The sequence below is a fragment of the Monashia sp. HAY1-5C genome, from assembly GCF_056755255.1.
Map to the genome: position 1 here is coordinate 1 of NZ_JBPGXG010000004.1, position 23,561 is coordinate 23,561.

Consider the following 23,561-nt stretch of genomic DNA (forward strand, 5'->3'; position numbering starts at 1 on the left):
TCCGTCGTCGGCAGCGTCAGATGTGTATAAGAGACAGGTCCTTGACGGGGACGACGACCCGCCAGGGCCCGGTGGCGGGGGCGGCTGTCGAGGCGTCCGGGGCGGTTGTCATGCTGACGCCCATCGTCCCACTCGCCGCGAGGCCGCTCGACACCGCGCCGCGAGGTGGACAAGATGAAGCCCAGCCACGCCGAGGGGCGGGCACGACGAGGAGGACGTGACGACGTGACGGGTGCCCGACCGAGGCGGCTGCCGTGGGCCTATCGCCTCGCCGCCCTGCTCCTGCGCCGGCCGCTGCTGCTGCTGACGAGACGGGACTGGCGCGGCGTCGAGAACATCCCCCGGCAGGGCGGGTTCGTCGTCTCCCCGAACCACATCTCCTACGCGGACCCGCTGCCGTTCGCGCACTTCCTCTTCGACAACGGTCGCGAGACCTACTTCCTGGCCAAGGACAGCCTCTTCGACATCCCGGTCGTCGGCATGATCCTGCGCCGTTCCGGGCAGATCCCCGTCTACCGCAACTCCGTCGCCGCCACCGACGCCTACCGCGCCGCCGTGGACGGCGTCCGGGCCGGCAAGGCGCTCGGCATCTTCCCCGAGGGCACGATCACCCGCGATCCCGACCTGTGGCCGATGCGCGGCAAGACCGGTGCCGCGCGCGTGGCGCTCGAGACCCGCTGCCCGCTGATCCCCGTGGCGCAGTGGGGCGCCCAGGAGATCCTGCCGCCCTACGCCCACCGACCGTCGCTCTTCCCGCGCAAGACGATGCACGTCATCGCCGGGCCGCCCGTCGACCTGTCCGACCTCTACGACCGGCCGCTCGACACGCGGACGCTGCGCGAGGCCACCGACCGGCTCATGGACCGCATCACCGAGCTGCTCGAGGAGATCCGCGGTGAGCGGTCGCCGCACGAACGCTTCGACCCGCGCCGCCACGGCCTGACCGAGTACGGGGACCCGCACCGCGGCGACGACGTCGGCGGCCCGAGCCCGTCCGGCCGGTCGGGGAGCGTCGAGGAGGACCCGTCGTGACCCGCGTCGCCGTCATGGGCAGCGGCAACTGGGGCACCGCGTTCGCCGCGATCCTCGCCGACGCGGGCTGCGAGGTGCGGATGTGGGCGCGGCGCGCCGAGCTCGTCGCCGGCATCAACGCCGGCCGCAACGCCGAGTACCTGCCCGAGCTGCGGCTGCCGCCGACCGTTCGCGCCACCGTCGACGCCACCGAGGCCCTCGACGGCGCCGACGTCGTCGTGCTGGCCGTGCCCTCCCAGACGTTGCGCGGCAACCTCGCGCAGTGGGGCGCCGCCCTGCCGGCCCGGGCGCCGGTCGTGTCGCTGATGAAGGGTGTCGAGCTCGGCACGACGATGCGGATGAGCCAGGTGATCGCGGAGGCCGGGGTCGGTGAGGACCGCATCGTCGTCGTCTCCGGTCCCAACCTCGCGCCCGAGATCGCCCTGCGACAGCCGGCGGCCGGCGTCGTCGCGTGCAGCGACATGGGCACCGCCGAGCTCGTCGCGTCGGCGTGCGCCACCTCGTGGTTCCGGCCGTACACCGACACCGACGTCATCGGGGCGGAGGTCTGCGGCGCGACGAAGAACGTCGTGGCCCTGGCATCCGGCATGGCCGAGGGTCTGGGCTTCGGCGACAACACCAAGGCCACGATCATCACTCGGGGGCTGGCCGAGACCACGCGGCTGGGCCTGGCCCTCGGCGCCCACCCGCAGACCTTCATGGGCCTGGCCGGTGTCGGCGACCTCATCGCGACGTGCATGTCGCCGCTGTCGCGCAACCACTCCTTCGGCGTCCGTCTCGGACGGGGCATGAGCGTCGAGGAGGCCACCGCCGAGATGCGCACGACGACCGAGGGGGTCAAGTCGTGCGAGTCGATCCTCACCCTCGCCCGCGAGCACGACGTCGACATGCCGATCTGCGAGCAGGTCGTCGCGGTCATCCGAGACGGCCACCCGGCCAGCGAGGTCGGCCCGCGCCTCATGTCGCGCGACCTCAAGGCCGAGAAGCACTGAGCTCGCAGGGGCCCCGGGCCCCAGGGGCCCCGGTGGCCCGGCGTCGTCAGGCGGTGCGCAGCGCCTGGTCGAGGTCGGCCCAGAGGTCCTCGACGTGCTCGATCCCGACCGAGAGCCGCAGCAGGGTCTCGGGGACCGACGTCGGCTCGGACGGGTGGCGCCGGCGGCGCTCGACCTGCGACTCGACGCCGCCGAGGCTCGTCGAGTGCAGCCACAGCCGCGTCGCCTCGCACACCCGCTCGGCCGCGGCGACGTCACCGGCCACCTCGATCGAGACGATGGCGCCCGAACCCGGGTAGCGGACCCGCGTCACCGACGGGTGGGTCGCGAGCCGCGTGGCGAGGTCGGCAGCGTTCGTGCACGCACGCTCGAAGCGCAGCGCGAGGGTCCGCAGGCCGCGAAGCGCGAGAAAGACCTCGAGGGGCCCGGCGACGGCACCGTGCAGCGTCCGGTGCCGCAGCAGGCGCTCGCCGATCGAACGCCCGCGCTCGGTGTCGGCCACCACCGTCGCACCGAGGACGACGTCGCTGTGGCCGGACAGGTACTTGGTGACCGAGTGCACGACGACGTCCGCGCCCAGCCCGAGCGGCCGGCACAGCAGCGGCGTCGGCAAGGTGTTGTCGACGACGCTCGTCACACCGAGGTCTCGGGCCCGGCTGAGGACGACGTCGAGCTCCGTGACGTCGAGCAGCGGGTTCGTCGGCGACTCGAGCCACAGGAGGTCGGCCGAGGGGAGCGCGTCGAGGAAACCGGGTGTGTCCGTGGCGTGCACGCGCACGACCGTGCCGCCCGCCTTCTCGAACGCGTCGAGCAGGTCGACGGTGCCGTTGTACGTCTGGTCCGGCGCGAGCACCGTGCCGGTGGCCGGGACGAGCGACAGCGCGGCGGCGACGGCGCCCATCCCGGACGCGTGCACGAGCGCGCGGCCGCCCTCGAGCCCGCCGAGGGCCTCCTCGAACGCGGTCCACGTCGGGTTGCTGAAGCGCGCGTAGCCGACCGGCCCGTCGGCGACGTACGTCGAGGTCAGCTCGACGGCCGGGTTGGGCGAGGCGCCGCCCTCGCGCGGCGGTCTGCCGGCGGCGACGAGGTAGGTGTCGACGTGGGGGTCCGGATGCGCCTCGGTGGCCATGCCTCAGCGTACGAGGGGGTCCCGGAGGTCGGGATAGAGTCTCGTCTGATGACCACGGACCAGCCCCAGCCCGCCCAGGACAGCCGCCGCCCGCGCGTCGCCATCGTCTTCGGAGGCCGCTCCTCCGAGCACGCCGTCTCCTGCTCGACGGCGGCCAGCGTCCTGCGCTCCATCGACCGCGACAGGTACGAGGTCGTGCCCGTCGGCATCGCCCGCGACGGCCACTGGGTGCTCGTCGACGACGACCCGGAGCCGCTGCGCCTCCTGCCGGGGCAGACGCCCGAGGTCGACGGGCACGGCGCGTCGGTCGTCGTGCCGCTCAGCACCGGGGACCGCTCGCTGACGGTGCTCGAGCCCGGCAGCCCGCCGCGCGCCCTCGGGGACGTCGACGTCGTGTTCCCGCTCCTGCACGGCCCGTTCGGCGAGGACGGCACGATCCAGGGCCTGCTCGACCTCGCGGACGTGCGATACGTCGGCTCGGGTGTCACGGCCTCGGCCGTCATGATGGACAAGGCGATGATGAAGGTCGTCTTCGAGGCCGCCGGTCTCAAGGTCGGCCCGTACGTCGTCATCACCGACCGCGAGTGGAACCGCGACCCCGAGGCGGCGCTGTCCCGCGTCGAGCAGCTCGGCTGGCCGGTCTTCGTCAAGCCGGCCCGCGCCGGGTCGAGCATGGGCATCGCCAAGGTCGATGACGCGTCGGACCTGCGGGCGGCCGTCGAGGCCGCGCGCGAGCACGACCCCAAGGTCGTCATCGAGGCCGCCGTCGTGGGCCGCGAGATCGAGTGCGGCGTCCTCGACGGGCACGGCACCGACGCCCCGCGCACGAGCGAGCTCGGCGAGGCCGTCGTCGTGGCCAACCACGCCTTCTACGACTTCGAGGCCAAGTACCTCGCCGAGGACGACGTGCGGCTCGAGTGCCCGGCCGACGTGCCGGTAGAGGTGGCCGAGCGCGTCCGCGAGATGTCGGTGCTCGCCTTCGAGGCCGCCGGCTGCGAGGGCCTGGCCCGCGTCGACTTCTTCTACACGCCCTCGGGCGACGTCGTCATCAACGAGATCAACACGATGCCGGGGTTCACACCGCACTCGATGTACCCGCGGATGTGGGCGGCCTCCGGGCTGGCCTACCCGGACCTCATCGACGAGCTCATCTCGCTCGCCCTGGAGCGCCGCACCGGCCTGCGCTGAATCGGCTCAGCTGCAGCGGCGTCCGGTCGCGGGCAGCGAGCGGGCGAGCTCGTCGAAGGCGGGCAGCAGGAGCGGCACCGGCCCGTTCGCGTTCGGCGCGAGCACCTCGAGTGCCGGGTCGCGGCCGTAGGTCGTGGCCATCGAGCCGTCGGACAGGCGGCGGACGACCCAGTCGACGCCGTCCACGGACACGCACTCGTCGGTCGTCGGCCCGAGCGGGTCCAGACCGCAGCGGGCGATGAGCGCCGGGTCACCCCAGGCGGCGACCGACCTGTCGTCGGGTGACGTGCCGACCCGGGCGTGGCCGCTGACCGTCAGCGGCCAGGTCGCGTCGCGGCACACCGGTGCGGAGGCCTGGGGGGCGAGTGCGACCTCGACCGGGCGGCTGCACCCGGTCAGCGCGAGCACCGCCAGGCCGGCGAGGAACAGCGCGACGGCGGCGCCGCGAGGCGCCGCCGTCGGGCGGTCGGTGGTGGTGCCGGTCCTGGTCACGGTGGGCGCCGTGGGCGCTGTGGACGCTGTGGCCGGAGCCGTCGGGACGGGACTGCTCAGGGTCGTCAGGCCTCAGACGTGCACGACGGTGCAGGTCAACGTCCGGGTGATGCCGGGGACGTCCTGCAGCTTGGCGATGACGAGCCGGCCGAGGTCGTCGACGTTCTGGGCCTCGACGCGCGCGATGACGTCGTAGGGACCGGTGACGTCCTCGGCGAGCGTCACCCCCGAGATGCCGGCGATCTGCTCCGCGACGCTGGCGGCCTTGCCGACCTCGGTCTGGATCAGGATGTAGGCCTGGACCACGTGTCACCTCACTGTGTTGGACGCATTGTGGCGGGGTGCCGCGGCACGCGGCGTGCAGGGCACCCTCGGTGTGACGGTGCCGCTGCCCAGACGCTACCTTGCCATGGGACCCACGTCCCGGGGAAAGCCGGCCCCTGCCCGGCGGTGAGACCGAGCGCCACGGCGCAGGGACGCCGGCGCGACGCCGGAGGACGAGGAGGGGTCGGGTGAGCGACCTGCACGCGAGCGCGCAGCCCGGGCGGCCGACCGTCGCCTCCGTGCCACCGGCCGCCGACCGCGCGGCTCGCGGCCCGATGCTGACCGGTGGCACCCCATTGCGCACGCTCGACGAGGACACGCTCCTCGAGCGCATCCTGCCGCTGTTCCCGGCAGGCCCCGACCTCGACGTCGCGCCGGGCGACGACGCCGCCGTGCTGCGCACCACGCCGCGGACGATCGCCACGACCGACACCATGGTCCTGGGCCGCGACTGGCTCGACGCGTGGTCCTCCGGGGCCGATGTGGGGCACAAGGTCGTGGCCCAGAACCTCGCCGACGTCGCGGCAATGGGCGGCCGGTCCACCGGTGTGCTCGTGACGCTCGTCGTCGACCCCGACGTCGGCGTCGAGTGGGTCCTCGACCACGCGCGGGGGATCGCCGACGCGTGCCGCGCGGCCGGCGTCGACGTGCTCGGCGGAGACCTCTCCTCGGCCCCCGCCGGGGTCGTCATGGCGTCGGTGACGGCGCTCGGCGCCCTCGACGGCGACCCGGTGCTGCGCTCCGGTGCGCGCCCGGGCGGCGAGCTGGCCGTGTGCGGCTCCCTCGGCCTGGCCGGCGCCGGGTTCCTCCTGCTGGGTCGGGGAGCCGGCGACCGGCTGCCGGAGGCCGTGGAGCGGCAGCGGCGTCCGCGGCCGCCGCTCGACGCGGGCCCGGCCGCCGCGCGTGCCGGTGCCACCGCGATGCTCGACCTGTCCGACGGGCTGCTGCGTGACGGCGGCCGAGTCGCCCGCGCGAGCGGCGTCGTCGTCGACCTCGACCCGGTCCTGCTCGAGCCGCACGTCGGTCTGCTGGAGGCGGTCCTGGGTCGCGAGGCCGCGCTCGACTGCGTCCTCGCCGGCGGCGAGGAGCACTCGCTGCTCGCCGCGTTCCCGCCCGGCGGGGTGCCGGACGGCTGGCACCGGCTCGGCGGCATCCGCACCCCGGCGCCGGGGGAGCGGCCGGGCATCCTCGTCGCCGGCCGCGCCGTGTCGCACACCGGCTGGGACCACTTCCGCGGCGAGCCGAGCTGACGCGTCCGGGGTACGCGCGTCCCCTCCGCATCCTCTCCGCCGCGTCGCGACCTCCCGGCGCCCCGGCGTCAGGGACCCGACCGCGGCCCCCTCCGAACGGCAACACACCGAGCAGCTGCCAACCACGGCAGGTGTACCCCGCACCGGTTGGCAGCTGCTCGGTGTGTTGCGGCGTCGGGTAGCGGACGCATCGGGTCGGGTGGCGGACGCATCGGGTCGGGTTGCGGACGCGTCGGGTACACGAAAGGCCGGCACCCGAGGGGGTACCGGCCTTCAGCGTTTGGGGTGTCGTGCGCTCAGCGCGCGACCTTGCCCGCCTTGAGGCAGGACGTGCACACGTTGAGGCGCTTCGGCGTCACACCGTTCACCAGCGTCCGAACGCGCTGGATGTTGGGGTTCCAGCGGCGCTTCGTGCGGCGGTGCGAGTGCGAGATGTTGTGACCGAAGCCCGGCCCCTTGCCGCAGACGTCGCAGTTGGCAGCCACGGGTATCTCCTGAAAGCTCGATGATGAGGAAGTGCTGACTCCGGCCCGTCCGCGGTGGACGCGCGAGAGCGCGCGTCACCCCGGTCGATGGACGGGGGAACCGGTCAAGAGTAGCCGACGACGTGGGCGGACGACAAAACGGCGCCGGCAGCGGCCGCCGCCCGCTCACGAGAGGGCACGCGCTGTCTCGACGAGCTGCGCGGCGTAGGCCCGTCCGTGCGAGGACGCGTGGGTGGCGAGCGGGTGCAGCTGGTGCAGCTCGATGCGGTTGCGCCAGCCGCGCTCGAGTCCGGCCGCCTCGGCATACGCGGCGGTGACGCGGTCCAGGCCCGGGCAGCCGAAGAGGGCGAGCATGGCGAGGTCGGTGAGCCCGTGGCCCCCGTGCGCCGCAGGGTCGATGACGACGGGACCCTCGACCGTGAACACGACGTTGCCCGACCAGAGGTCGCCGTGGATGCGGGCCGGCGGCCGGTCGTCGTCGAGCTCGCCCGCGGCGATCCGGTCGCACAGCCGCTCGACGATGCGCGCGCCGTCCTCGTCGAGGTGGCCGGCCCGCACCGCGCTGCGGACGAACGGCCGCACCCGCTGCTCGGCGTAGAACAGGCCCCAGGTCGGCGTGGGGTCGTTGGACTGCACCTGCCGGCCGATCCACGCGTCGCCCGTCCAGCCCGCTGGCGGCGCCCCGAAGGCCGGGGCTCCCGCGGCGTGCGTCGTCGCCAGGCCCCGGCCCAGGGCCTCGGCCGCCGCTGCCGACGGCGCGGCGGGGTGCAGGCGGGCGAGGTCGATGTGGTGCGGTCCGACCGAGCGGACCTCGACGACCCTGACCCCGCCGGCGGGCTCGGCCTCCGCGAGCCACCGCAGCCCGGCCGCCTCGACCGCGTAGAAGCCGTCGGGGGCGCCGTCCCAGGACTTGCGGTGGACGGCGGCGGAGGCACTCGACACAACGGCCAAGGTAGCCGGAGGCGGGGGCGCGGTGCATGCGACGGTCGGGGTGAACCGCTAGCCTGCCGAGCACGGTGGGGACGGTGGACGGGCCCGCCGGACGAGCACACCCACGAGCACACCCACGAGCACACCGACGACCACCACGAGATGGACCACGACGAGCACCAGCACGAGGACGAGCAGGAGGACCGTTTGTCCGGCGCCGAGCCGCAGCCCGACGGGCCGTTGACGCTCCTCGACCTCGTCGCGGTGCGCCGTTGGGCCGTGCTGACCCGGTCCCTCTACGCTGCCCGACGCGCCGAGATCGACGCGCTCAACGTCTTCCCGGTGCCCGACGGCGACACCGGCACCAACCTCTACCTCACCTTCGACGGTGCCGTCGAGCGCACGCTGTCCGGAGGCCAGGCCGACACGGCCGCGGCGCTGCTCGACACGTTCGCGCGCCACCTGCTCTGGACCGCACGCGGCAACTCCGGCGTCATCCTCAGCCAGCTGGCCCGGGGACTCGCCGAGGGCTGTGCGTCGGCCGAGCGCATCGACGGCGTCGTGCTCGCCGCCGGTCTGCGCCGCGCCGAGGAACGGGCCCGCCAGGCGGTGACCGACCCGAAGGAGGGCACGATCCTCACGGTGGCCAGCGCGATGGCCGATGCCGCGGACGCTGCCGCACGCGCCGTCGACGCGGGCTGCGGCGAGGATCCGGTGCCGGTCCACGTCGTGGCGACCGGCGCGCTCGGGGCCGCGCGCGTGGCTCTCGCGGCCACCCCCGACCAGCTCGAGGTGCTGGCGCGGGCCGGGGTGGTCGACGCCGGCGGGGCCGGGCTCGTCGTCCTGCTCGAGGCGCTCGAGCGGGTCTGTGCGGGGCAGCGCGGCCGACCGGAGCTGGACGCGTCCGAGCGGCGCTCGCGACTGCGACCCGGCCGCGCGCACCCGGTGCTGTCCGGCGCTGCAGACGACCAGCATGGCGCCGAGGGCTCCCCGCAGTACGAGGTCATGTACCTGTTGCGCGACACCGACGACGCGGCCGTCGACGCCCTGCGTTCCCGCCTCCTCGAGCTCGGCGACTCCGTCATCGTCGTCGGCGGTGACGACGAGTGGAACGTCCATGCGCACGTCGACGACGCGGGGGCCGCCGTCGAAGCCGGCATCGAGGCGGGCCGGCCGCACCGGGTGCGCATCACGTCCCTGGCCGATGCTCACCCCCATCACAGCGGGGCCGCCCCCGGCGAGACCGTGAGCGCGCGCGGATCCGCGCCGGCACACGCCGGGCCGCACGGGTCGGCGTCCGGGATCGTCGCGTGCGCGGCGGGCTCCGGGCTGGAGTCGCTCTTCGAGAGGGCCGGAGCCGTGGTCGTGCGCTCCGGGCCGGGCCGCCGTGCCTCGACCGGGGGCCTCATCGACGCCATCCGCTCCCAGCACGCGCGCGGTGCCGGCGGTGTCGTCGTGCTGCCCAACGACGGGGACACGCTGCTCGCCGCCGCGGCTGCCGTCCGGGCCGCCGCCGACGACGGCATCGAGGCCCACCTCGTCCACGTGCGCACCGCCGTCCAGGGCATCGCCGCGGTCGCGGTCTTCGAGCCCGACGCGGCCGCCTCCGAGAACGTCCTGGCGATGCAGGCGGCAGCCTCGGCCACCCGGCACGGCGCGGTCACCCTCGCCAACCGGGCCGCGCTGACCAGCGGGGGACCGTGCCGTCCGGGCGACGTGCTCGGTGTCGTCGACGGCGACGTCGTCATCGTCGGGTCCGACCAGCTGCGCGTGGCGCGGGAGGTCGTGCACCGCCTCCTCGCGAGCGGCGGCGAGCTCGTCACGGTCGTCGCCGGGGTCGACGCGCCCGAGGGCCTGCTCGAGGCCGTCACGGCCGAGGCCCGTGCCGCCCACCACGGCATCGAGGTCAGCCTCATCGACGGCGGCCAGCCCGTCTACAGCGTCCTGCTCGGGGTGGAGTGACGCCGTGGCCGCACTGACCGAGGACTCCCCGCTCACGAAGCTGCTCCAGAAGCCGGACGCCGCTCAGCTGGCGCGGACCAAGGGCCTGCACAGCGTCGGCGACCTCTTCGAGTTCGTGCCTCGGCGCTACGTGCGTCCCGGCCAGCTCACCGACCTCTCGTCGGTGCACGTCGGGGAGGACGTCCTCGTCGTCGCCGAGGTCAGGTCGGCCTCGACCCGGGCCATGCGCAACCGTCGGGGCAAGATGCTCACCGTCGTCATCGGCGACGACCTCGGCAACGAGCTCGACGTCACCTTCTTCAGCGCCTACGGGCACGAGAAGAAGCTGCTGCCCGGGGTCCGCGGCTTCTTCGTCGGCACGATCGGGGCCTACGGCCGCCGCCTGCAGCTGACGCATCCGGAGTACGAGCTCTTCGACGACGAGGACCAGGGCGAGGCGGCGGTGGAGTGGTACCGCACGCACCGGGTACCGGTCTACTCCACGACGGGGAAGCTCAACTCCCTGCGCCTGCGCAAGCTGGTCCACACCGCGCTCGACTCCGTCGACCGCGTCCGCGAGCCGGTGCCCGACGAGGTGCGCGACCGCCGCGGGCTCCTGTCGCGCCGGGAGGCGCTCGAGCTGGTCCACCGGCCGGCCTTGGAGGACCGGCCCTCCCGCGGGCTCGACCGCCTCAAGTACGACGAGGCGTTCGTGCTCCAGACCATCCTCGCCCAGCGCCGCAAGGCGGCCGAGGCCGAGCTGGCCACCCCGCGGCCGCCGCGCCCCGGCGGTCTGCTCGCCGCCTTCGACGAGCGGCTGCCCTTCGAGCTGACCCAGGGCCAGCGCGACGTCGGCGAGGTGCTCACGCGCGAGCTGGCCTCCGACCGGCCGATGCACCGCCTCCTCCAGGGCGAGGTCGGCTCGGGCAAGACCGTCGTGGCCCTGCGCGCGATGCTCGCGGCCATCGACGCCGGCGGCCAGGCCGCGCTGCTGGCCCCCACCGAGGTGCTCGCGGCCCAGCACCACCGCTCGATCACGGCCATGCTCGGCGACCTCGCCGAGGGCGGCCGGCTCGGCGGTGCGGAGCACGGCACGACGGTCGCCCTGCTCACCGGCAGCCAGAACGCCGCCACCCGTCGCAAGGCCCTCCTCGACGCGGCATCGGGGGAGGCCGGCATCGTCGTCGGCACCCACGCCCTCATCCAGAAGCACGTCCAGTTCGCCGACCTCGCCCTCGTCGTCGTCGACGAGCAGCACCGCTTCGGCGTCGAGCAGCGGGACGCCCTGCGCGAGAAGGGCATCCGGCCACCGCACGTGCTCGTCATGACCGCCACACCGATTCCGCGCACCGTCGCGATGACGGTCTTCGGCGACATGGAGACCTCGACCCTTCGCGAGCTGCCGCGGGGGCGGTCGCCCATCGCCACGCACGTCGTCGACGCCCAGCGGCCCGGCTGGGTCGAGCGGACGTGGCAACGGGTCGCCGAGGAGGTCGCCCGGGGCCACCAGGCCTACGTCGTGTGCCCCCGCATCGGAGGAGACGACGCCCCGTCGCGGGATGACGCCGGCGCGGACTCCGAGGACGCGTCCGACTGGGACACCGAGTGGGAGGGCGAGGGGGAGGACGCGGACGACACCCCCCGCCGCGAGCTCACCGGGGTCCACGAGATGCTCGACGAGCTCGCCTCCACCCCGGCGCTCGCGGGGCTGCGGCTCGGCCTGCTCCACGGCCGCCTCGACGCGGACACCAAGGACGCGACGATGCGCGCCTTCGCCGACGGCCAGGTAGACGTCCTCGTGGCGACGACCGTCATCGAGGTCGGCGTCGACGTGCCCAACGCGTCGGTCATGGTCGTCGTCGACGCCGACCGCTTCGGCATCTCGCAGCTGCACCAGCTGCGGGGGCGGGTCGGCCGCGGTGCCGTCCCGGGGCTGTGCCTCCTCATGACGAACGACCCCGGCGAGCGCGCCCTCGAGCGGCTCGAGCAGGTGGCGGCCACCAGCGACGGTTTCGAGCTGGCCCGGGTCGACCTCCAGCTGCGCCGCGAGGGCGACGTGCTCGGTTCGCGCCAGAGCGGGCGCGGCAGCTCGGTGCGCCACCTGCGACTCGGCCGGGTCGAGGACGAGCAGATCATCGCCGACGCGCGCGAGGACGCGTTCGCCCTCGTCGACGCCGACCCGCAGCTGCGCGAGCACCCGGCCCTCGCGGCCGCCGTGGCGATGCGACTCGACGACGAGCAGGCCGCCTGGCTCGAGAGGGGCTGACATGACGCGCGTCATCAGCGGCACGGCCGGCGGTCGGCGGCTGCGCACACCTGCGGGCTCGGGCACGCGTCCGACGTCCGACCGCGTCCGCGAGGCCCTCTTCAGCCGGCTCGAGCACCGTGGCCTCCTCGAGGGCAGGCGCGTCCTCGACCTCTATGCCGGTTCCGGTGCCCTCGGCCTCGAGGCCGCCAGCCGGGGAGCGTCGGTCGTCCTGCTCGTCGAGTCCAGCGCCGCGGCCGGCAAGGTCATCCGGGCCAACATCGGGGTCGTCGGGGCGCCCGGGGTCCGGCTGCTGCCGACGACCGTGGAGAAGGCCCTCGCCGCCGGACCGCCCGCCGGGGTCCGGATGGACCTCGTCCTGCTCGACCCGCCCTACGACGTCGCCGAACCCGCCCTCGCGGCCGTCCTGCGAGCCCTCGTCGACCACGGCTGGCTCGCCGATGACGCGTTCGTCGTCGTCGAGCGTTCGAGCCGGTCGCCGCAGCCGACGTGGCCCGACGGCCTCGAGCTGTCGGGCGAGAAGCGCTACGGGGAGACGACCGTCTGGTTCGCCGAGCCCCCCACCGGCGGCGCGGCCTGAGCCGGCACCCGTCCCGCCCCCGTCACGACGCCGGCCGGTAGGTTTGCCGCGTGAGCACCGTGACGCGTCGCTGTGTGTGCCCCGGTTCCTACGACCCCGTGACGAACGGGCACGTGGACGTCGTCACCCGCGCGAGCCGCCTCTTCGACGAGGTCGTCGTCGCGATCCTGCACAACCCCTCCAAGGAGGGCACCTTCTCGGTCCCGGAGCGCACCCGGCTGCTCGAGGCGTCGGTCGGTCACCTGCCGAACGTGCGCATCGGTGACTGGGCGGGCACACTCGTCGTCGACGTCTGCCGCGAGGTCGGGGCCGACGCCATGGTCAAGGGGCTGCGCGGCGGGACCGACTTCGCCTACGAGCTGCCGATGGCGCACATGAACCACCACCTCACCGGCGTCGAGACGCTCTTCCTGGCCTCCGACCCCACCCTCCAGCACGTGAGCAGCTCGCTGGTCAAGGAGGTCGTGCGCTACGGCGGCGACGTCACCGGCCTCGTCCCGGACGCCGTCCTCGAGGCGCTGCGCGGCCGTCTGGCCTGATTTGGGCGCCGGAGGAGCCTCCGGTAGCCTTGGACGTCGGTCCACGTCCGTCCTGGCGCGGACCGAACCTACGACCGTGCGCAGGAGACATGAGCCGCCCCGATCCCCGTTCACCGCTGGTGCTCGACACCAGGGACCTGAACAGGCGACCGGGGACGATGCATGAGCTCACGCGCACGGTGACGTTCTCCGACGACCTCGGCACCGACGTCATCGCGATCAAGGCCGGCACGCCGGTCGAGCTCGAGGTGCGGCTGGAGTCGGTCGTCGAGGGCGTCCTCGTCACGGGTTCGGTCGGCGGCACGGCGACCGGCGCCTGCGTGCGGTGCCTGGACCCCGTCGAGCTCGACGTCGACGGGACCTTCCAGGAGCTGTTCGCCTACGCCGACCGGGCGGCGCACCACCACGAGGTGGGAGCCGACTCGGACGAGGACGAGGTGCACGAGCTCGTCGGCGACCTCGTCGACCTGGAGCCCGTGCTCCGGGACGCGGTCGTACCGACGCTGCCGTTCAAGCCGGTGTGCCGGGAGGACTGCCCGGGCCTGTGCTCCGAGTGCGGAGCCAGGCTCGCGGACGACCCGGACCACCACCATGAAGTGATCGACCCGAGGTGGTCGGCTCTCGGCGGACTGCTGGGGGACGACCCGCAAGAGAAGAGGAACTGACGTGGCTGTCCCGAAGCGGAAGATGTCGCGCTCCAACACCCGTTCGCGTCGCGCGAACTGGAAGGCTACGCCGACCACGCTGACCACGTGCCCCCAGTGCGGTGCTGCCACGCAGCCCCACATCGCGTGCCCGTCGTGCGGCACCTACAAGGGCCGTCACTACGCCGCGGCCGAGCGCACCGAGCACCAGGCCTGACCTGCCCGTGAGCGGCCCCGTGAGCGACCTCGATGCCGGGGGTGTTCCGGCGGCGGTGACGCAGGAGCCGCAGCGGCCCGTCGACGCCCTGCTCGCCCACCTCGACGAGGTGGTCGGCCAGGGAGTCGACGAGCCGCTGCTCCTGCGTGCCTTGACGCACCGGTCCTACGCGTACGAGAACGGCGGGCTGCCGAACAACGAGCGCCTCGAGTTCCTCGGCGACTCCGTCCTGGGCCTCGTCGTCACCGAGACGCTCTACCGGGAGCACCCCGACCTCGCGGAGGGCCAGCTGGCCAAGCTGCGCGCGGCGGTCGTCAACATGCGAGCCCTCGCCGAGGTGGCGCGCACCTTCGACCTCGGCGGCTACGTCATGCTCGGCAAGGGTGAGGAGGCGACGGGCGGCCGCGACAAGGCCTCGATCCTCGCCGACACCCTCGAGGCCCTCATCGGCACCGTCTTCCTCAGCGTCGGCATCGAGCGGGCGGCCGTCTTCGTCCACCACCACTTCGACGCCCTCATCGAGGAGGCCGCGACCCTGGGCGCCGGCCTCGACTGGAAGACGAGCCTGCAGGAGATGGCCGCCGGCGCCGCGCTCGGGACTCCCGAGTACCGCGTCGCCGAGCAGGGCCCGGACCACGAGAAGGAGTTCCACGCGCAGGTCTTCGTCGGCGACGAGGTCCTCGGCGAGGGCCGTGGCCGCTCGAAGAAGGAGGCCGAGCAGAAGGCCGCCAAGCAGGCCTGGCACACGCTCGACGCCCGCAGCACCGAGGCGGCCGCCGACGAGTCTGCGGCCCCGCGTGTGTCCGGCCTGTCCGGCGACGTGTCCGGACCGTCCGGCCCCACCCGCGCGCTCGGCTGACCCCGACCCGCCCTCAGACGTGCCCGAGCTGCCCGAGGTCGAGGTCGTCCGCCGCGGCCTCGAGGACCACGTCGTCGGCCGCCACGTCACCCGCGCCCGGATCACCGGCGTGCGGGTCGCGCGGCGTCACGACGCCGGGCCCGAGGACCTCGCGGCGCGGCTGCACGACGTCACCGTCACGGCCGCCTCACGCCGCGGCAAGTACCTCTGGCTCGCCCTCGACGGCGAGGACGCCCTCATCGTCCACCTCGGGATGAGCGGCCAGATGCTCGTCGAGCCCGCCGAGGCGCCGCTGGAGAAGCACTGCCACGCACGGTTCGACTTCGCCGACGGCGGGCCGCAGCTGCGGTTCGTCGACCAGCGCACCTTCGGGGGCCTGCAGCTGTCGCCGCTCGGTCGCGGGGGCATCCCCGAGGTCGTCGCGCACATCGCCCCCGACCCGTTCGAGCCGGTCTACGACCAGGCCGCCGTCGTGCGGCGGATGAAGCAGCGCGACAGCGCCGTCAAGCGCGCGCTCCTCGACCAGACCCTCGTCTCGGGCATCGGCAACATCTACGCCGACGAGGCGCTGTGGCGTGCACGGGTGCACGGCGAGCGGCTGTGCTCCGCGCTGACCAAGCCGACGCTGTCGCGCATCCTCGACCACGCCCGCGAGGTCATGGCCGAGGCCCTGGGCCAGGGCGGCACGAGCTTCGACGCGCTCTACGTCAACGTCAACGGGGCGAGCGGCTACTTCGACCGCTCGCTGCACGCCTACGGCCGCGAGGGCACGCCGTGCGACCGGTGCGGTGCCCTGATCCGCCGCGAGCAGTTCATGAACCGCTCGTCCTTCTCCTGCCCGGTGTGCCAGCCCCGACCGCGGCGCCGCGCGAGCGCCTGAGGCCCGCGCGAGCGCCGAGGCCCGCGCGAGCGCCTGAGGCAGCTCGACGCCGGCCCGGGTCGACGGTCAGTGACCGCCCGCGCGACGCCTCGGCGCCGGCCGCGTCGGGTCGTCATGCGGCGGCGCGACGTGGTCGGGCACGACGATCGGTCGCAGCCGCGCCCAGGTCATGAAGACCGCTGCGACGACGACCATGACCAGGCCCGCCCAGAGGTTGGCGTTGACGCCACCGGTCTTGTCGAGGGCCCGGTCGCCGAACAGGCCCATGGCCACGAGGATGACCCCGTAGATGCCGATGAGGCCGCCGATGAAGTTGCGGATGTCGAAGGCGCCGGCGGTGTGCCGCTCGACACGGGCGTCGTCGGGCTCCGGGGCCAGCGGCTCCTCGTGCTCGCCGGGCGCGTGATCGGCGGACCGCCTGCTGCTGTCGGTCATGGCAGGACTCCTCTCAGAAGGCCACGTTGAGGATGACGACGAGCACCAGCGCGATGACCGCGAGCGGGATCGTGCGCTGGTACCACGGCAACCGCGACTCGTGCGGGTCGACGAGGTCCTCGCGCGGCGTCTCGGAGTAGACGAGCCCACGCAGCTCGCGTGCCGGCTTGGGCACGGTGCCCAGGCTGACGACGACGCTGACGGCGATGTCGACGACGAACGCCGTGGACGCCGCGACGAACGCCGCGCCCTGCCCCTCGAGCGGCAGGACGCCGAGGCTCACCGAGCCGAACGCGTCCTTGGACAGGAACGCGACGACCACCGCGGACAGCGTGCCGCTGACCAGGCCGGCCCAGCCGGCCGTCGGCGTCATGCGCTTCCAGAACATGCCGAGGATGAACGTCGCGAACAGGGGTGCGTTGAAGAACCCGAACAGCGTCTGGAGGTAGTCCATGACGTTGCTGAAGGAGCTTGCGACGACGGCGGTGCCGATGGCGATGAGCGTCGCTGCGACGGTGGCGAGGCGTCCGATGCGCAGGTAGTAGTCGTCGCTGTGGTCCTTGCGGATGTACCGCTGCCACAGGTCGTAGCTGAAGACGGTGTTGAACGCGGAGATGTTGGCAGCCATGCCGGCCATGAAGGCCGCGAGCAGGCCGGCGATGGCGATGCCGAGCAGGCCGTTCGGCAGGACGTCGCGCATGAGCAGCAGCAGCGAGTCGTTGTACTTGACGCCCTCGCCCGACGCGCCGCCGGGCGGCGAGCCACCGTTCTTCAGCTGCCCGATCTCCGGGACGAGGACGGCCGCGATCATGCCGGGCAGGATGACGATGAACGGCACGAACATCTTCGGGAACGCGCCGATGATCGGCGTCTTGCGGGCGGCCGAGATGGAGTTGGACGCCATGGCGCGCTGGACCTCGACGAAGTTCGTCGTCCAGTAGCCGAAGGACAGCACGAAGCCCAGGCCGAAGACGATGCCGACGACGGACCAGAACGGCGAGCTGAAGCCGGACAGCGCCTCGCCGGGCCACGAGTGCAGCTGCTGGTCGGCGGGCGGGACACCCGCCTTGGCGGGGGCCGACGTCGCGAGCTGGGTGATCTTGTCCTGCAGCCCCTGCCAGCCGCCGACGCGGTGCAGGCCGATGAGGGTCAGCGGCAGGAGGGCGGCGACGATGACGAAGAACTGCAGCACCTCGTTGTAGATCGCCGCCGACAGGCCACCGAGCGTGATGTACGACAGGACGATCGCCGCCGCCACGAGGAGCGCGACCCAGAGCGGCCAGCCCAGGAGGGCGTGGACGATCGAGCCGAGCAGGTAGAGGTTGACGCCGGCGATGAGCAGCTGGGCGAGGGCGAAGCTCAGTGCGTTGACGAGGTGGGCGCCGGTGCCGAAGCGCCGGTACATGAACTCCGGGACCGAGCGGACCTTGGAGCCGTAGTAGAAGGGCATCATGACGACGCCGAGGAACAGCATCGCCGGGATGGCGCCGACCCAGAAGTAGTGAACGGTGGAGATGCCGAGCTCGGCGCCGTTGGCGGACATGCCCATGATCTCGACGGCGCCGAGGTTGGCCGAGATGAAGGCGAGGCCGGTGACCCAGGCCGGCAGGGACCGGCCCGACAGGAAGAAGTCGATGGAGTCGGACACGGCGCGCCGGGCCATGAGCCCGATGCCGAGGACGAAGACGAAGTACAGCGCGATGATGACGTAGTCGACGGGGTTGGCACTGATGATGGAGTCCGCTGTCGGTAGACCCGCGAGTGAGCGCATGCGATCAGTCCCTTCGTTGGGCGACCCGTTCGACGCTAGCGCAGCCGGGCCCGCCGGTCGCGTCAGGACACCTCCTGGTTGGTCGGGTCGGGAACGGGGCTGATGGCGCGCTTCAGCGGCACGGTGGCATCGACCGCCGCCTCGACCGGGATCGTCATACCCTTCTCGAGCGCGCGCTTCACGGCCAGGTAGTCACCGCTGGCGTTGACGGCCTCGACGGCCACGAGCAGGCCACCGCGGTAGCTGAGCAGCGAGAACGACTCTGCCGCAGGGTCGCCGCGCAGGACCGTCGTGTCGGCACCGTGCGGCAGGCCCGCGATCTGGAGGCGCAGGTCGGCCTGGTCGCTCCAGAACCACGGCACGCTGTCATAGGGCTCGGGCCGGCCGGCCAGCGTCGCGGCGGCGGCCCGGGCCTGGTCGGTCGCGTGCGGCACGCTCTCCAGCCGGGTCGGGCCGGCGCGCCCGCGGGAGAAAGGGTTCGGGCCGACGGTGCAGTCACCGGCGGCGACGGTGCGACCGTCGGACGCGCGGGCGAACCGGTCGACCACGATGCCGCGCGGCTCGACCTCCAGGCCGAGCCGGCGGGCGAGGTCGGTCCGTGGCTCGACGCCCGTGCCGACGACGACGAGGTCCGCCTCGAGCTCGGTGCCGTCGGCCAGCACGACCGCCTCGGCGCGACCGGCGGTGCCGTGGATCCGCGTCGCCCGTGCCCCGAGGAGGACCCGGGTGCCGCGGCGTCGGTGGCCCTCGAGGTAGAAGGCCGACAGCTCGGGGGTCACCGCGCGCGACAGCAGGCGGTCGGCGACCTCGACGACCGTGACGTCCGCGCCGAGGGCCCGGGCGCTCGCCGCCACCTCCAGCCCGATGAAGCCGCCGCCGACGACGACCACCGACCGGGCGGCCCGGACCGCGGGAACGAGCGCGTCGGCATCGGCGAGGCTGCGCAGCGCCAGGACGCGGTCGAGGTCGGCGCCCTCGACCGGGAGGGTCCGGTTGACGGCCCCGGTCGTCAGCGCCAGGCGGTCCCAGACGATCTCGCGACCTGTGTCGGTGCGGGCGGTGCCCGCGATCTCGTCGCCGTTCCGGGAGAGGTCCACGACCCGCTCGCCGGTCAGCAGCTCCACGCCGTGCTCCGCGAACCACGAGGCGGGACGGAAGACCAGGGAGGCCCGGTCGTGCTCGCCGCGCAGGTAGGTCTTCGACAGGGGTGGGCGCTCGTACGGTGGCTCGGGCTCCTCACCGACGAGGACGACGGGGGAGTCGTCCCCGAGCTCGCGCAGCGCCGTGACGAGCGAGATGCCCGCCTGCCCTGCCCCGACGACGAGGATCGTGCGGTCGGCAGCCATGTCCGCCAGCCTAGGGTGGACGACATGACGTGGACGCCGACGACCCCGGAGACCGTCTTCACCTACGGCGCCCCGACGCTGAAGTTCGGCCCCGGGTCGGCGGACGAGGTCGGGCACGACGTCGTCGCCCTCGGCGCCCGCCGGGTCCTCGTCGTCACCGACCCCGGCGTCCTCGCCACGGGCGCTCCCGCCCGGGTCGCCGACGGCATCCGGTCCGCGGGTGCGGAGGTCGTCGTCCACGACTCGGCCCATGTCGAGCCGACCGACGCCAGCCTCGTCGCCGCCGCCGAGCGCGCCCGGGTCGAGGGTCCCTTCGACGCGTTCGTCGCGGTCGGTGGCGGCTCGGCGATCGACACCGCCAAGGCGGTCGACCTGCTGCTCACCGACGGCGGGGACCTCATGGACTACGTCAACCTGCCCGTCGGTGCGGGCCGGGCCCCGTCGCGGCCGCTCGCGCCCCTCGTGGCTGTGCCCACGACGACCGGCACCGGGGCCGAGAGCACGACGATCTGCGTCCTCGACGTCCTGTCCCAGCGGGTGAAGACCGGCATCAGCCACATCCGGCTGCGGCCCGTGCTCGCGGTGGTGGACCCCCGACTGACCGTGACCCAGCCGGCCGGCGTCACGGCGAGCGCCGGCATGGACATCCTCTGCCACGCCCTCGAGAGCTGGACGGCGCGGCCGTACACGTCCTTCGAGCACAGGACGCCGGGGGAGCGCGTGCCCTACTGCGGCGCCAACCCGATCTCGGACCTCTGGGCCCAGCGAGCGATGACGCTGCTCGCCGGCGCCTTCCGCACCGCCGTGCACGACGGCGGCGACGAGGTGGCGCGCGGCGAGATGGCCCTCGCGGCGACCTTCGCGGGCCTCGGCTTCGGCAACGCCGGGGTGCACGTGCCGCACGCCAACGCCTACCCGGTGGCCGGGCGGGTCCGCGACCACCACCCGGAGGGCTACCCGAAGGGCGAGCCGCTCGTGCCGCACGGCACCGCGGTCGCGCTGACGGCGCCCGAGGCGTTCCGGTGGACCTTCCCGGCCGACCCGAGCCGCCACCTCGAGGCCGCCAGGCTGCTCGAGCCCGGCGTCGACGTCGGCGTCGGTGACCCCGCCGACGTGCTGCCCGGCGTCCTGCGCCGCCTCATGCGAGACATCGACCTGCCCGACGGCCTGGCTGGGGTGGGCTACGGCGAGGGTGACGTCGAGGCCCTCGCCGAGGGGGCGATGAAGCAGCAGCGGCTGCTCGCGACGAGCCCGCGGCCGGTCACCGAGGACGACCTGGCCGGGATCATCCGCCGCTCGCTGCACCCGTCCGACCGTCCCTGACCCCCCGGACGCGGCACCCACCGCAGCACCGACCGCGTCACCGACCGCAGCACCGACCGCAGCACCGGACACGACGCCGGCACAGCAGTCGCCGCCGCGTCGGAGGACCGGCATAGGGTGCCTTACGTGACGACACCGACCCCGGCGCCCGTGGCGCAGCAGCACAGCACCCCGACGCCCCTGCCGATGCCCGGCCGCGGCGACTGGCTCGACTGGGTGGCCACCCGCGGTGAGCAGCAGCTGGCCCTCGTGCGCGACCTCGTCGACGGGCTCAAGGCCGACCCCCCGTCGGATGCCCTCGAGGTGCTCCGGGTCTGGAACGAGGCGCAGGTGGCGCTGTCCAACGCCGCGGCGGTCGGCTCGCTGTTCGCCGAGGTGCACCCCGACGCGGGGGTGCGCGAGCGCGCCGAGTCGGTGGCCCAGGAGGTCCAGAAGCTCGACACCGACCTCGGCCTCGACACCGACCTGTACGCGGTGTTCGCGCGGCTCGACGCCTCGGGCCTCGACGCAGATGCCGCCCGCGTCCTCGAGCGCACCCTGCGGGACTTCCGCCGGTCCGGGGTCGACCGCGACGAGGCGACCCGTGACCGGCTGCGGGCCCTGAGCGAGAAGGCGATCCTGCTCAGCCAGGAGTTCAGCAAGAACATCCGCGAGGACGTCCGCAGCATCCGGGTGACCCCGGACCGGCTCGAGGGCATGCCGCAGGACTGGGTCGAGGCCCACCCCGCCGATGACGACGGGCTCGTCACGGTGACGACCGACTATCCCGACGTCGTGCCGTTCCGCACCTTCGCCCGCGACGCCGAGGCGCGGCGCGCCATCACGACGGAGTTCCTCACCATCGGCTGGCCGGCCAACGACCGCGTCCTGCAGGACCTCTTCGCCGTCCGCCGCGAGCACGCGTCCCTGCTCGGCTACGACACGTGGGCCGACTACGACGCCGAGGTCAAGATGATCGGGAAGGGCTCTGCCATCGGAGAGTTCGTCGACCGCATCACCGAACTGTCCACCGAGAGCGCCGCGCGCGACAAGGGCGTGCTCCTCGAGCGGATGCGCGAGGACGTGCCGGCGGCCACCGACATCGACGGCGCCGACACGTTCTACTACGCCGAGCTGGTCCGCAAGGAGCAGCTCGCGGTCGACGCCCAGCGGGTGCGCACGTACTTCCCCTTCGAGCGGGTGCGCCAGGGCCTGCTCGACGTCACCGGGCGTCTCTTCGGCCTCGAATGGACGCCGGTGCCCGCCGGCGAGGCCGCGACGTGGCACGCCGACGTCGCGACGTACGACGTGTCCTCCGGAGGGGAGCGCATCGGCCGCATCCACCTGGACCTGCACCCGCGCGAGGGCAAGTACAAGCACGCCGCCCAGTTCGACCTCGTCCGTGGGGTCTGCGACACGCAGCTGGCCGAGGGTGTCCTCGTCTGCAACTTCAACCGGGGGCTGATGGAGCACGACGAGGTCGTCACGCTGTTCCACGAGTTCGGCCACCTCGTGCACCACGTCGTGGCCGGCCGGCAACGCTGGGTGCGGTTCTCCGGCGTCGCCACCGAGTGGGACTTCGTCGAGGCCCCGAGCCAGATGCTCGAGGAATGGGCTTGGGACGCAAAGGTGCTCGCGACCTTCGCCCGCAACGCCGACGGCGAGACCATCCCCGCCGACCTCGTCGAGGCGATGCGCCGGGCCGACGACTTCGGCAAGGGCTACCAGGCCCGGACCCAGATGTTCTACGCCGCCCTGTCCTACGACCTCCACGTCCGCCAGACCGACGACCTCACCGCCCGGCTGCGTGAGCTCATGGGGCGGTACTCGGTGTTCCCGTACCTCGAGGGCACCCACATGCACTGCGCCTTCGGCCACCTGGACGGGTACAGCTCCGGGTACTACACGTACATGTGGTCCCTCGTCATCGCCAAGGACATGTTCTCGGCCTTCGACCGCGAGGACCTCTTCGACCCCGAGGTCGCCGGTGCCTACCGCGACAAGGTCCTCGCGCCGGGTGGCCGGCGCGACGCCGCGGACCTCGTCGAGGACTTCCTCGGCCGGCCGTACACGTTCGACGCGTACGCCGCCTGGCTCGCCGAGTGAGGGGCCGAGGCGAGATGCGGGTCGTCTCCCTCCACGTCCACCCGGTCAAGCCGCTGGCCGGCGTCTCGCCCGTGCAGGCGCGCCTCGACGAGCGGGGGATCGGCGGCGACCGCCGGTGGGGTGTCGTCGACCCCGACGGTGCCAAGGTCACCGCGCGCGAGGAGCACGCGCTCCTCGCGCTGCGCGCCGAGCCGTTGCCCGGCGGGGCCGTCCGGCTCACGGACGCGTCCGGCGGCGTCCTCGACGTCCCGGCACCCGTGGACGCGGCCCCGGTCCCGGTGGCCTTCTCCGGTCAGACCCTGGCGCGTCCGGCGGGGGAGGCCTCCGACGCGTGGCTCAGTGAGCGCGTCGGGCGGCCGCTGCGGCTCGTGTGGCAGGACGACGACACGGTGCGTCCGGTGCGGCCCGACCTCGGCGGCCGCGCCGGCGACCGGAACTCGCTGTCCGACGCCGCCCCCGTCCACGTCACCACCGACGCGTCCCTGACGCGGCTCAACGACTGGCTCGTCGAGATCGCCCTCGAGCGCGGCGAGCAGCCGGGCGAGCCGATCGGTCACGACCGGTTCCGCCCCAACGTCGTGGTGGACGGTGACGAGCCGTTCGCCGAGGACGCGTGGCGCCACGTGACGATCGGCGACGTCCCGTTCCGGGCGACGATGGTGTGCGACCGCTGCGTCATGACGACGATCGACCGCGCGGAGCTGGTCACCTCCAAGGAGCCGATCCGCACCCTCGCCAGGCACCGCCGGTGGGAGGGTGCGACGTGGTTCGGCATCCGGTTGACCCCGGTGCTGCCCGTCGCCGCCGACGCCGTCCTGCACGTCGGCGACGAGGTCGTCGCGTCCTGACCGCG

The 23,561-nt window shown here is 73.6% G+C and carries 23 protein-coding genes; 15 read left to right on the forward strand and 8 right to left on the reverse strand.

All coding sequences use genetic code 11. The annotated features are described in order from the left end of the window. Nucleotides 1-225 precede the first annotated feature (225 nt). Together ACR9ZK_RS01065 and ACR9ZK_RS01070 are read left to right on the forward strand one after the other, a co-directional pair. On the forward strand, nt 226-1,032 hold the full coding sequence (locus tag ACR9ZK_RS01065; RefSeq protein WP_481339115.1) for a lysophospholipid acyltransferase family protein: 807 nt from the start codon (nt 226-228) through the stop codon (nt 1,030-1,032). Beyond that, complete coding sequence (locus ACR9ZK_RS01070; protein WP_481339118.1) at nt 1,029-2,024, forward strand: NAD(P)H-dependent glycerol-3-phosphate dehydrogenase; 996 nt, start codon at nt 1,029-1,031, stop codon at nt 2,022-2,024. Before ACR9ZK_RS01065 ends, ACR9ZK_RS01070 begins: the two co-directional genes overlap by 4 nt. 46 nt (nt 2,025-2,070) lie before the next feature. Here the strand turns inward: ACR9ZK_RS01070 and ACR9ZK_RS01075 are convergent, their stop codons facing one another. Beyond that, nucleotides 2,071-3,153: a trans-sulfuration enzyme family protein gene (locus ACR9ZK_RS01075; protein WP_481339123.1), complete on the reverse strand. Its 1,083-nt coding sequence runs from the start codon at nt 3,151-3,153 to the stop codon at nt 2,071-2,073. A 48-nt stretch (nt 3,154-3,201) separates the two neighbouring features. Here ACR9ZK_RS01075 and ACR9ZK_RS01080 point away from each other — a divergent pair, with 48 nt between their 5' ends. Further along, nucleotides 3,202-4,341, forward strand: a complete 1,140-nt coding sequence (locus ACR9ZK_RS01080; RefSeq protein WP_481339127.1) for a D-alanine--D-alanine ligase family protein — start codon at nt 3,202-3,204, stop codon at nt 4,339-4,341. Nucleotides 4,342-4,347: 6 nt separating this feature from the next. On the opposite strand, the gene ACR9ZK_RS01085 is transcribed toward ACR9ZK_RS01080, so the two are convergent. Both ACR9ZK_RS01085 and ACR9ZK_RS01090 read right to left on the reverse strand, forming a co-directional pair. Then, a complete protein-coding gene (locus ACR9ZK_RS01085; protein WP_481339130.1) occupies nt 4,348-4,833 on the reverse strand; it encodes a DUF3515 family protein in 486 nt (161 codons plus the stop codon). A 72-nt stretch (nt 4,834-4,905) separates the two neighbouring features. Further along, nucleotides 4,906-5,139 (reverse strand): Lrp/AsnC family transcriptional regulator, encoded by a 234-nt coding sequence (locus ACR9ZK_RS01090; RefSeq protein WP_323096899.1) that lies wholly within the window; start codon nt 5,137-5,139, stop codon nt 4,906-4,908. 206 nt (nt 5,140-5,345) lie between these two features. Here ACR9ZK_RS01090 and thiL point away from each other — a divergent pair, with 206 nt between their 5' ends. Continuing rightward, nucleotides 5,346-6,407 carry a thiamine-phosphate kinase gene (gene thiL, locus ACR9ZK_RS01095; RefSeq protein ID WP_481339134.1) on the forward strand — a complete coding sequence of 354 codons (1,062 nt, stop codon included), beginning with the start codon at nt 5,346-5,348 and terminating at the stop codon, nt 6,405-6,407. A 296-nt stretch (nt 6,408-6,703) separates the two neighbouring features. Here the strand turns inward: thiL and rpmB are convergent, their stop codons facing one another. Both rpmB and ACR9ZK_RS01105 read right to left on the reverse strand, forming a co-directional pair. Beyond that, nucleotides 6,704-6,892 (reverse strand): 50S ribosomal protein L28, encoded by a 189-nt coding sequence (gene rpmB / locus ACR9ZK_RS01100; protein WP_076259851.1) that lies wholly within the window; start codon nt 6,890-6,892, stop codon nt 6,704-6,706. 165 nt (nt 6,893-7,057) lie between these two features. After that, nucleotides 7,058-7,834, reverse strand: a complete 777-nt coding sequence (locus tag ACR9ZK_RS01105) for a fructosamine kinase family protein (RefSeq protein ID WP_481339138.1) — start codon at nt 7,832-7,834, stop codon at nt 7,058-7,060. A 150-nt stretch (nt 7,835-7,984) separates the two neighbouring features. Between ACR9ZK_RS01105 and ACR9ZK_RS01110 the strand changes: the two genes are divergently transcribed. The 8 genes from ACR9ZK_RS01110 (at nt 7,985) to mutM (ending at nt 15,748) form a co-directional block, all read left to right on the forward strand. Next, nucleotides 7,985-9,784: a DAK2 domain-containing protein gene (locus ACR9ZK_RS01110; RefSeq protein WP_481339140.1), complete on the forward strand. Its 1,800-nt coding sequence runs from the start codon at nt 7,985-7,987 to the stop codon at nt 9,782-9,784. Nucleotides 9,785-9,788: 4 nt separating this feature from the next. Then, a complete protein-coding gene (locus tag ACR9ZK_RS01115) occupies nt 9,789-12,029 on the forward strand; it encodes an ATP-dependent DNA helicase RecG (protein WP_481339143.1) in 2,241 nt (746 codons plus the stop codon). A gap of 1 nt (nt 12,030) precedes the next feature. Then, nucleotides 12,031-12,609, forward strand: coding sequence for a 16S rRNA (guanine(966)-N(2))-methyltransferase RsmD (gene rsmD / locus ACR9ZK_RS01120; RefSeq protein ID WP_481339146.1), 579 nt, complete (start codon nt 12,031-12,033; stop codon nt 12,607-12,609). 50 nt (nt 12,610-12,659) lie between these two features. Beyond that, nucleotides 12,660-13,148, forward strand: coding sequence for a pantetheine-phosphate adenylyltransferase (gene coaD, locus ACR9ZK_RS01125; RefSeq protein ID WP_481339149.1), 489 nt, complete (start codon nt 12,660-12,662; stop codon nt 13,146-13,148). Nucleotides 13,149-13,237: 89 nt separating this feature from the next. Next, entirely contained in the window at nt 13,238-13,813 is a 576-nt protein-coding gene (locus ACR9ZK_RS01130) for a YceD family protein (RefSeq protein WP_481339151.1), read from the forward strand. 1 nt (nt 13,814) lies between these two features. Further along, nucleotides 13,815-14,009 carry a 50S ribosomal protein L32 gene (gene rpmF / locus ACR9ZK_RS01135; protein ID WP_020142793.1) on the forward strand — a complete coding sequence of 65 codons (195 nt, stop codon included), beginning with the start codon at nt 13,815-13,817 and terminating at the stop codon, nt 14,007-14,009. A gap of 19 nt (nt 14,010-14,028) precedes the next feature. Beyond that, nucleotides 14,029-14,868, forward strand: coding sequence for a ribonuclease III (gene rnc, locus ACR9ZK_RS01140; protein WP_481339153.1), 840 nt, complete (start codon nt 14,029-14,031; stop codon nt 14,866-14,868). A gap of 19 nt (nt 14,869-14,887) precedes the next feature. Next, nucleotides 14,888-15,748 (forward strand): bifunctional DNA-formamidopyrimidine glycosylase/DNA-(apurinic or apyrimidinic site) lyase, encoded by an 861-nt coding sequence (gene mutM / locus ACR9ZK_RS01145; protein WP_481339155.1) that lies wholly within the window; start codon nt 14,888-14,890, stop codon nt 15,746-15,748. 66 nt (nt 15,749-15,814) lie between these two features. On the opposite strand, the gene ACR9ZK_RS01150 is transcribed toward mutM, so the two are convergent. From ACR9ZK_RS01150 to ACR9ZK_RS01160, 3 genes are all read right to left on the reverse strand, one after another. Beyond that, nucleotides 15,815-16,183 carry a hypothetical protein gene (locus tag ACR9ZK_RS01150; protein ID WP_481339157.1) on the reverse strand — a complete coding sequence of 123 codons (369 nt, stop codon included), beginning with the start codon at nt 16,181-16,183 and terminating at the stop codon, nt 15,815-15,817. A gap of 13 nt (nt 16,184-16,196) precedes the next feature. Then, nucleotides 16,197-17,954, reverse strand: coding sequence for a sodium:solute symporter family protein (locus tag ACR9ZK_RS01155; RefSeq protein WP_481339158.1), 1,758 nt, complete (start codon nt 17,952-17,954; stop codon nt 16,197-16,199). A gap of 62 nt (nt 17,955-18,016) precedes the next feature. Then, nucleotides 18,017-19,300, reverse strand: coding sequence for an NAD(P)/FAD-dependent oxidoreductase (locus ACR9ZK_RS01160; protein WP_481339160.1), 1,284 nt, complete (start codon nt 19,298-19,300; stop codon nt 18,017-18,019). Between the two features lie 24 nt (nt 19,301-19,324). Here ACR9ZK_RS01160 and ACR9ZK_RS01165 point away from each other — a divergent pair, with 24 nt between their 5' ends. From ACR9ZK_RS01165 to ACR9ZK_RS01175, 3 genes are all read left to right on the forward strand, one after another. After that, on the forward strand, nt 19,325-20,623 hold the full coding sequence (locus ACR9ZK_RS01165; protein WP_481339162.1) for a hydroxyacid-oxoacid transhydrogenase: 1,299 nt from the start codon (nt 19,325-19,327) through the stop codon (nt 20,621-20,623). Nucleotides 20,624-20,749: 126 nt separating this feature from the next. Continuing rightward, the gene (locus ACR9ZK_RS01170; RefSeq protein ID WP_481339164.1) at nt 20,750-22,708 is read left to right on the forward strand and encodes a M3 family metallopeptidase; all 1,959 of its coding nucleotides are present in this window, start codon (nt 20,750-20,752) and stop codon (nt 22,706-22,708) included. Between the two features lie 14 nt (nt 22,709-22,722). Next, entirely contained in the window at nt 22,723-23,556 is an 834-nt protein-coding gene (locus ACR9ZK_RS01175) for an MOSC domain-containing protein (RefSeq protein WP_481339166.1), read from the forward strand. Nucleotides 23,557-23,561 lie beyond the last annotated feature (5 nt).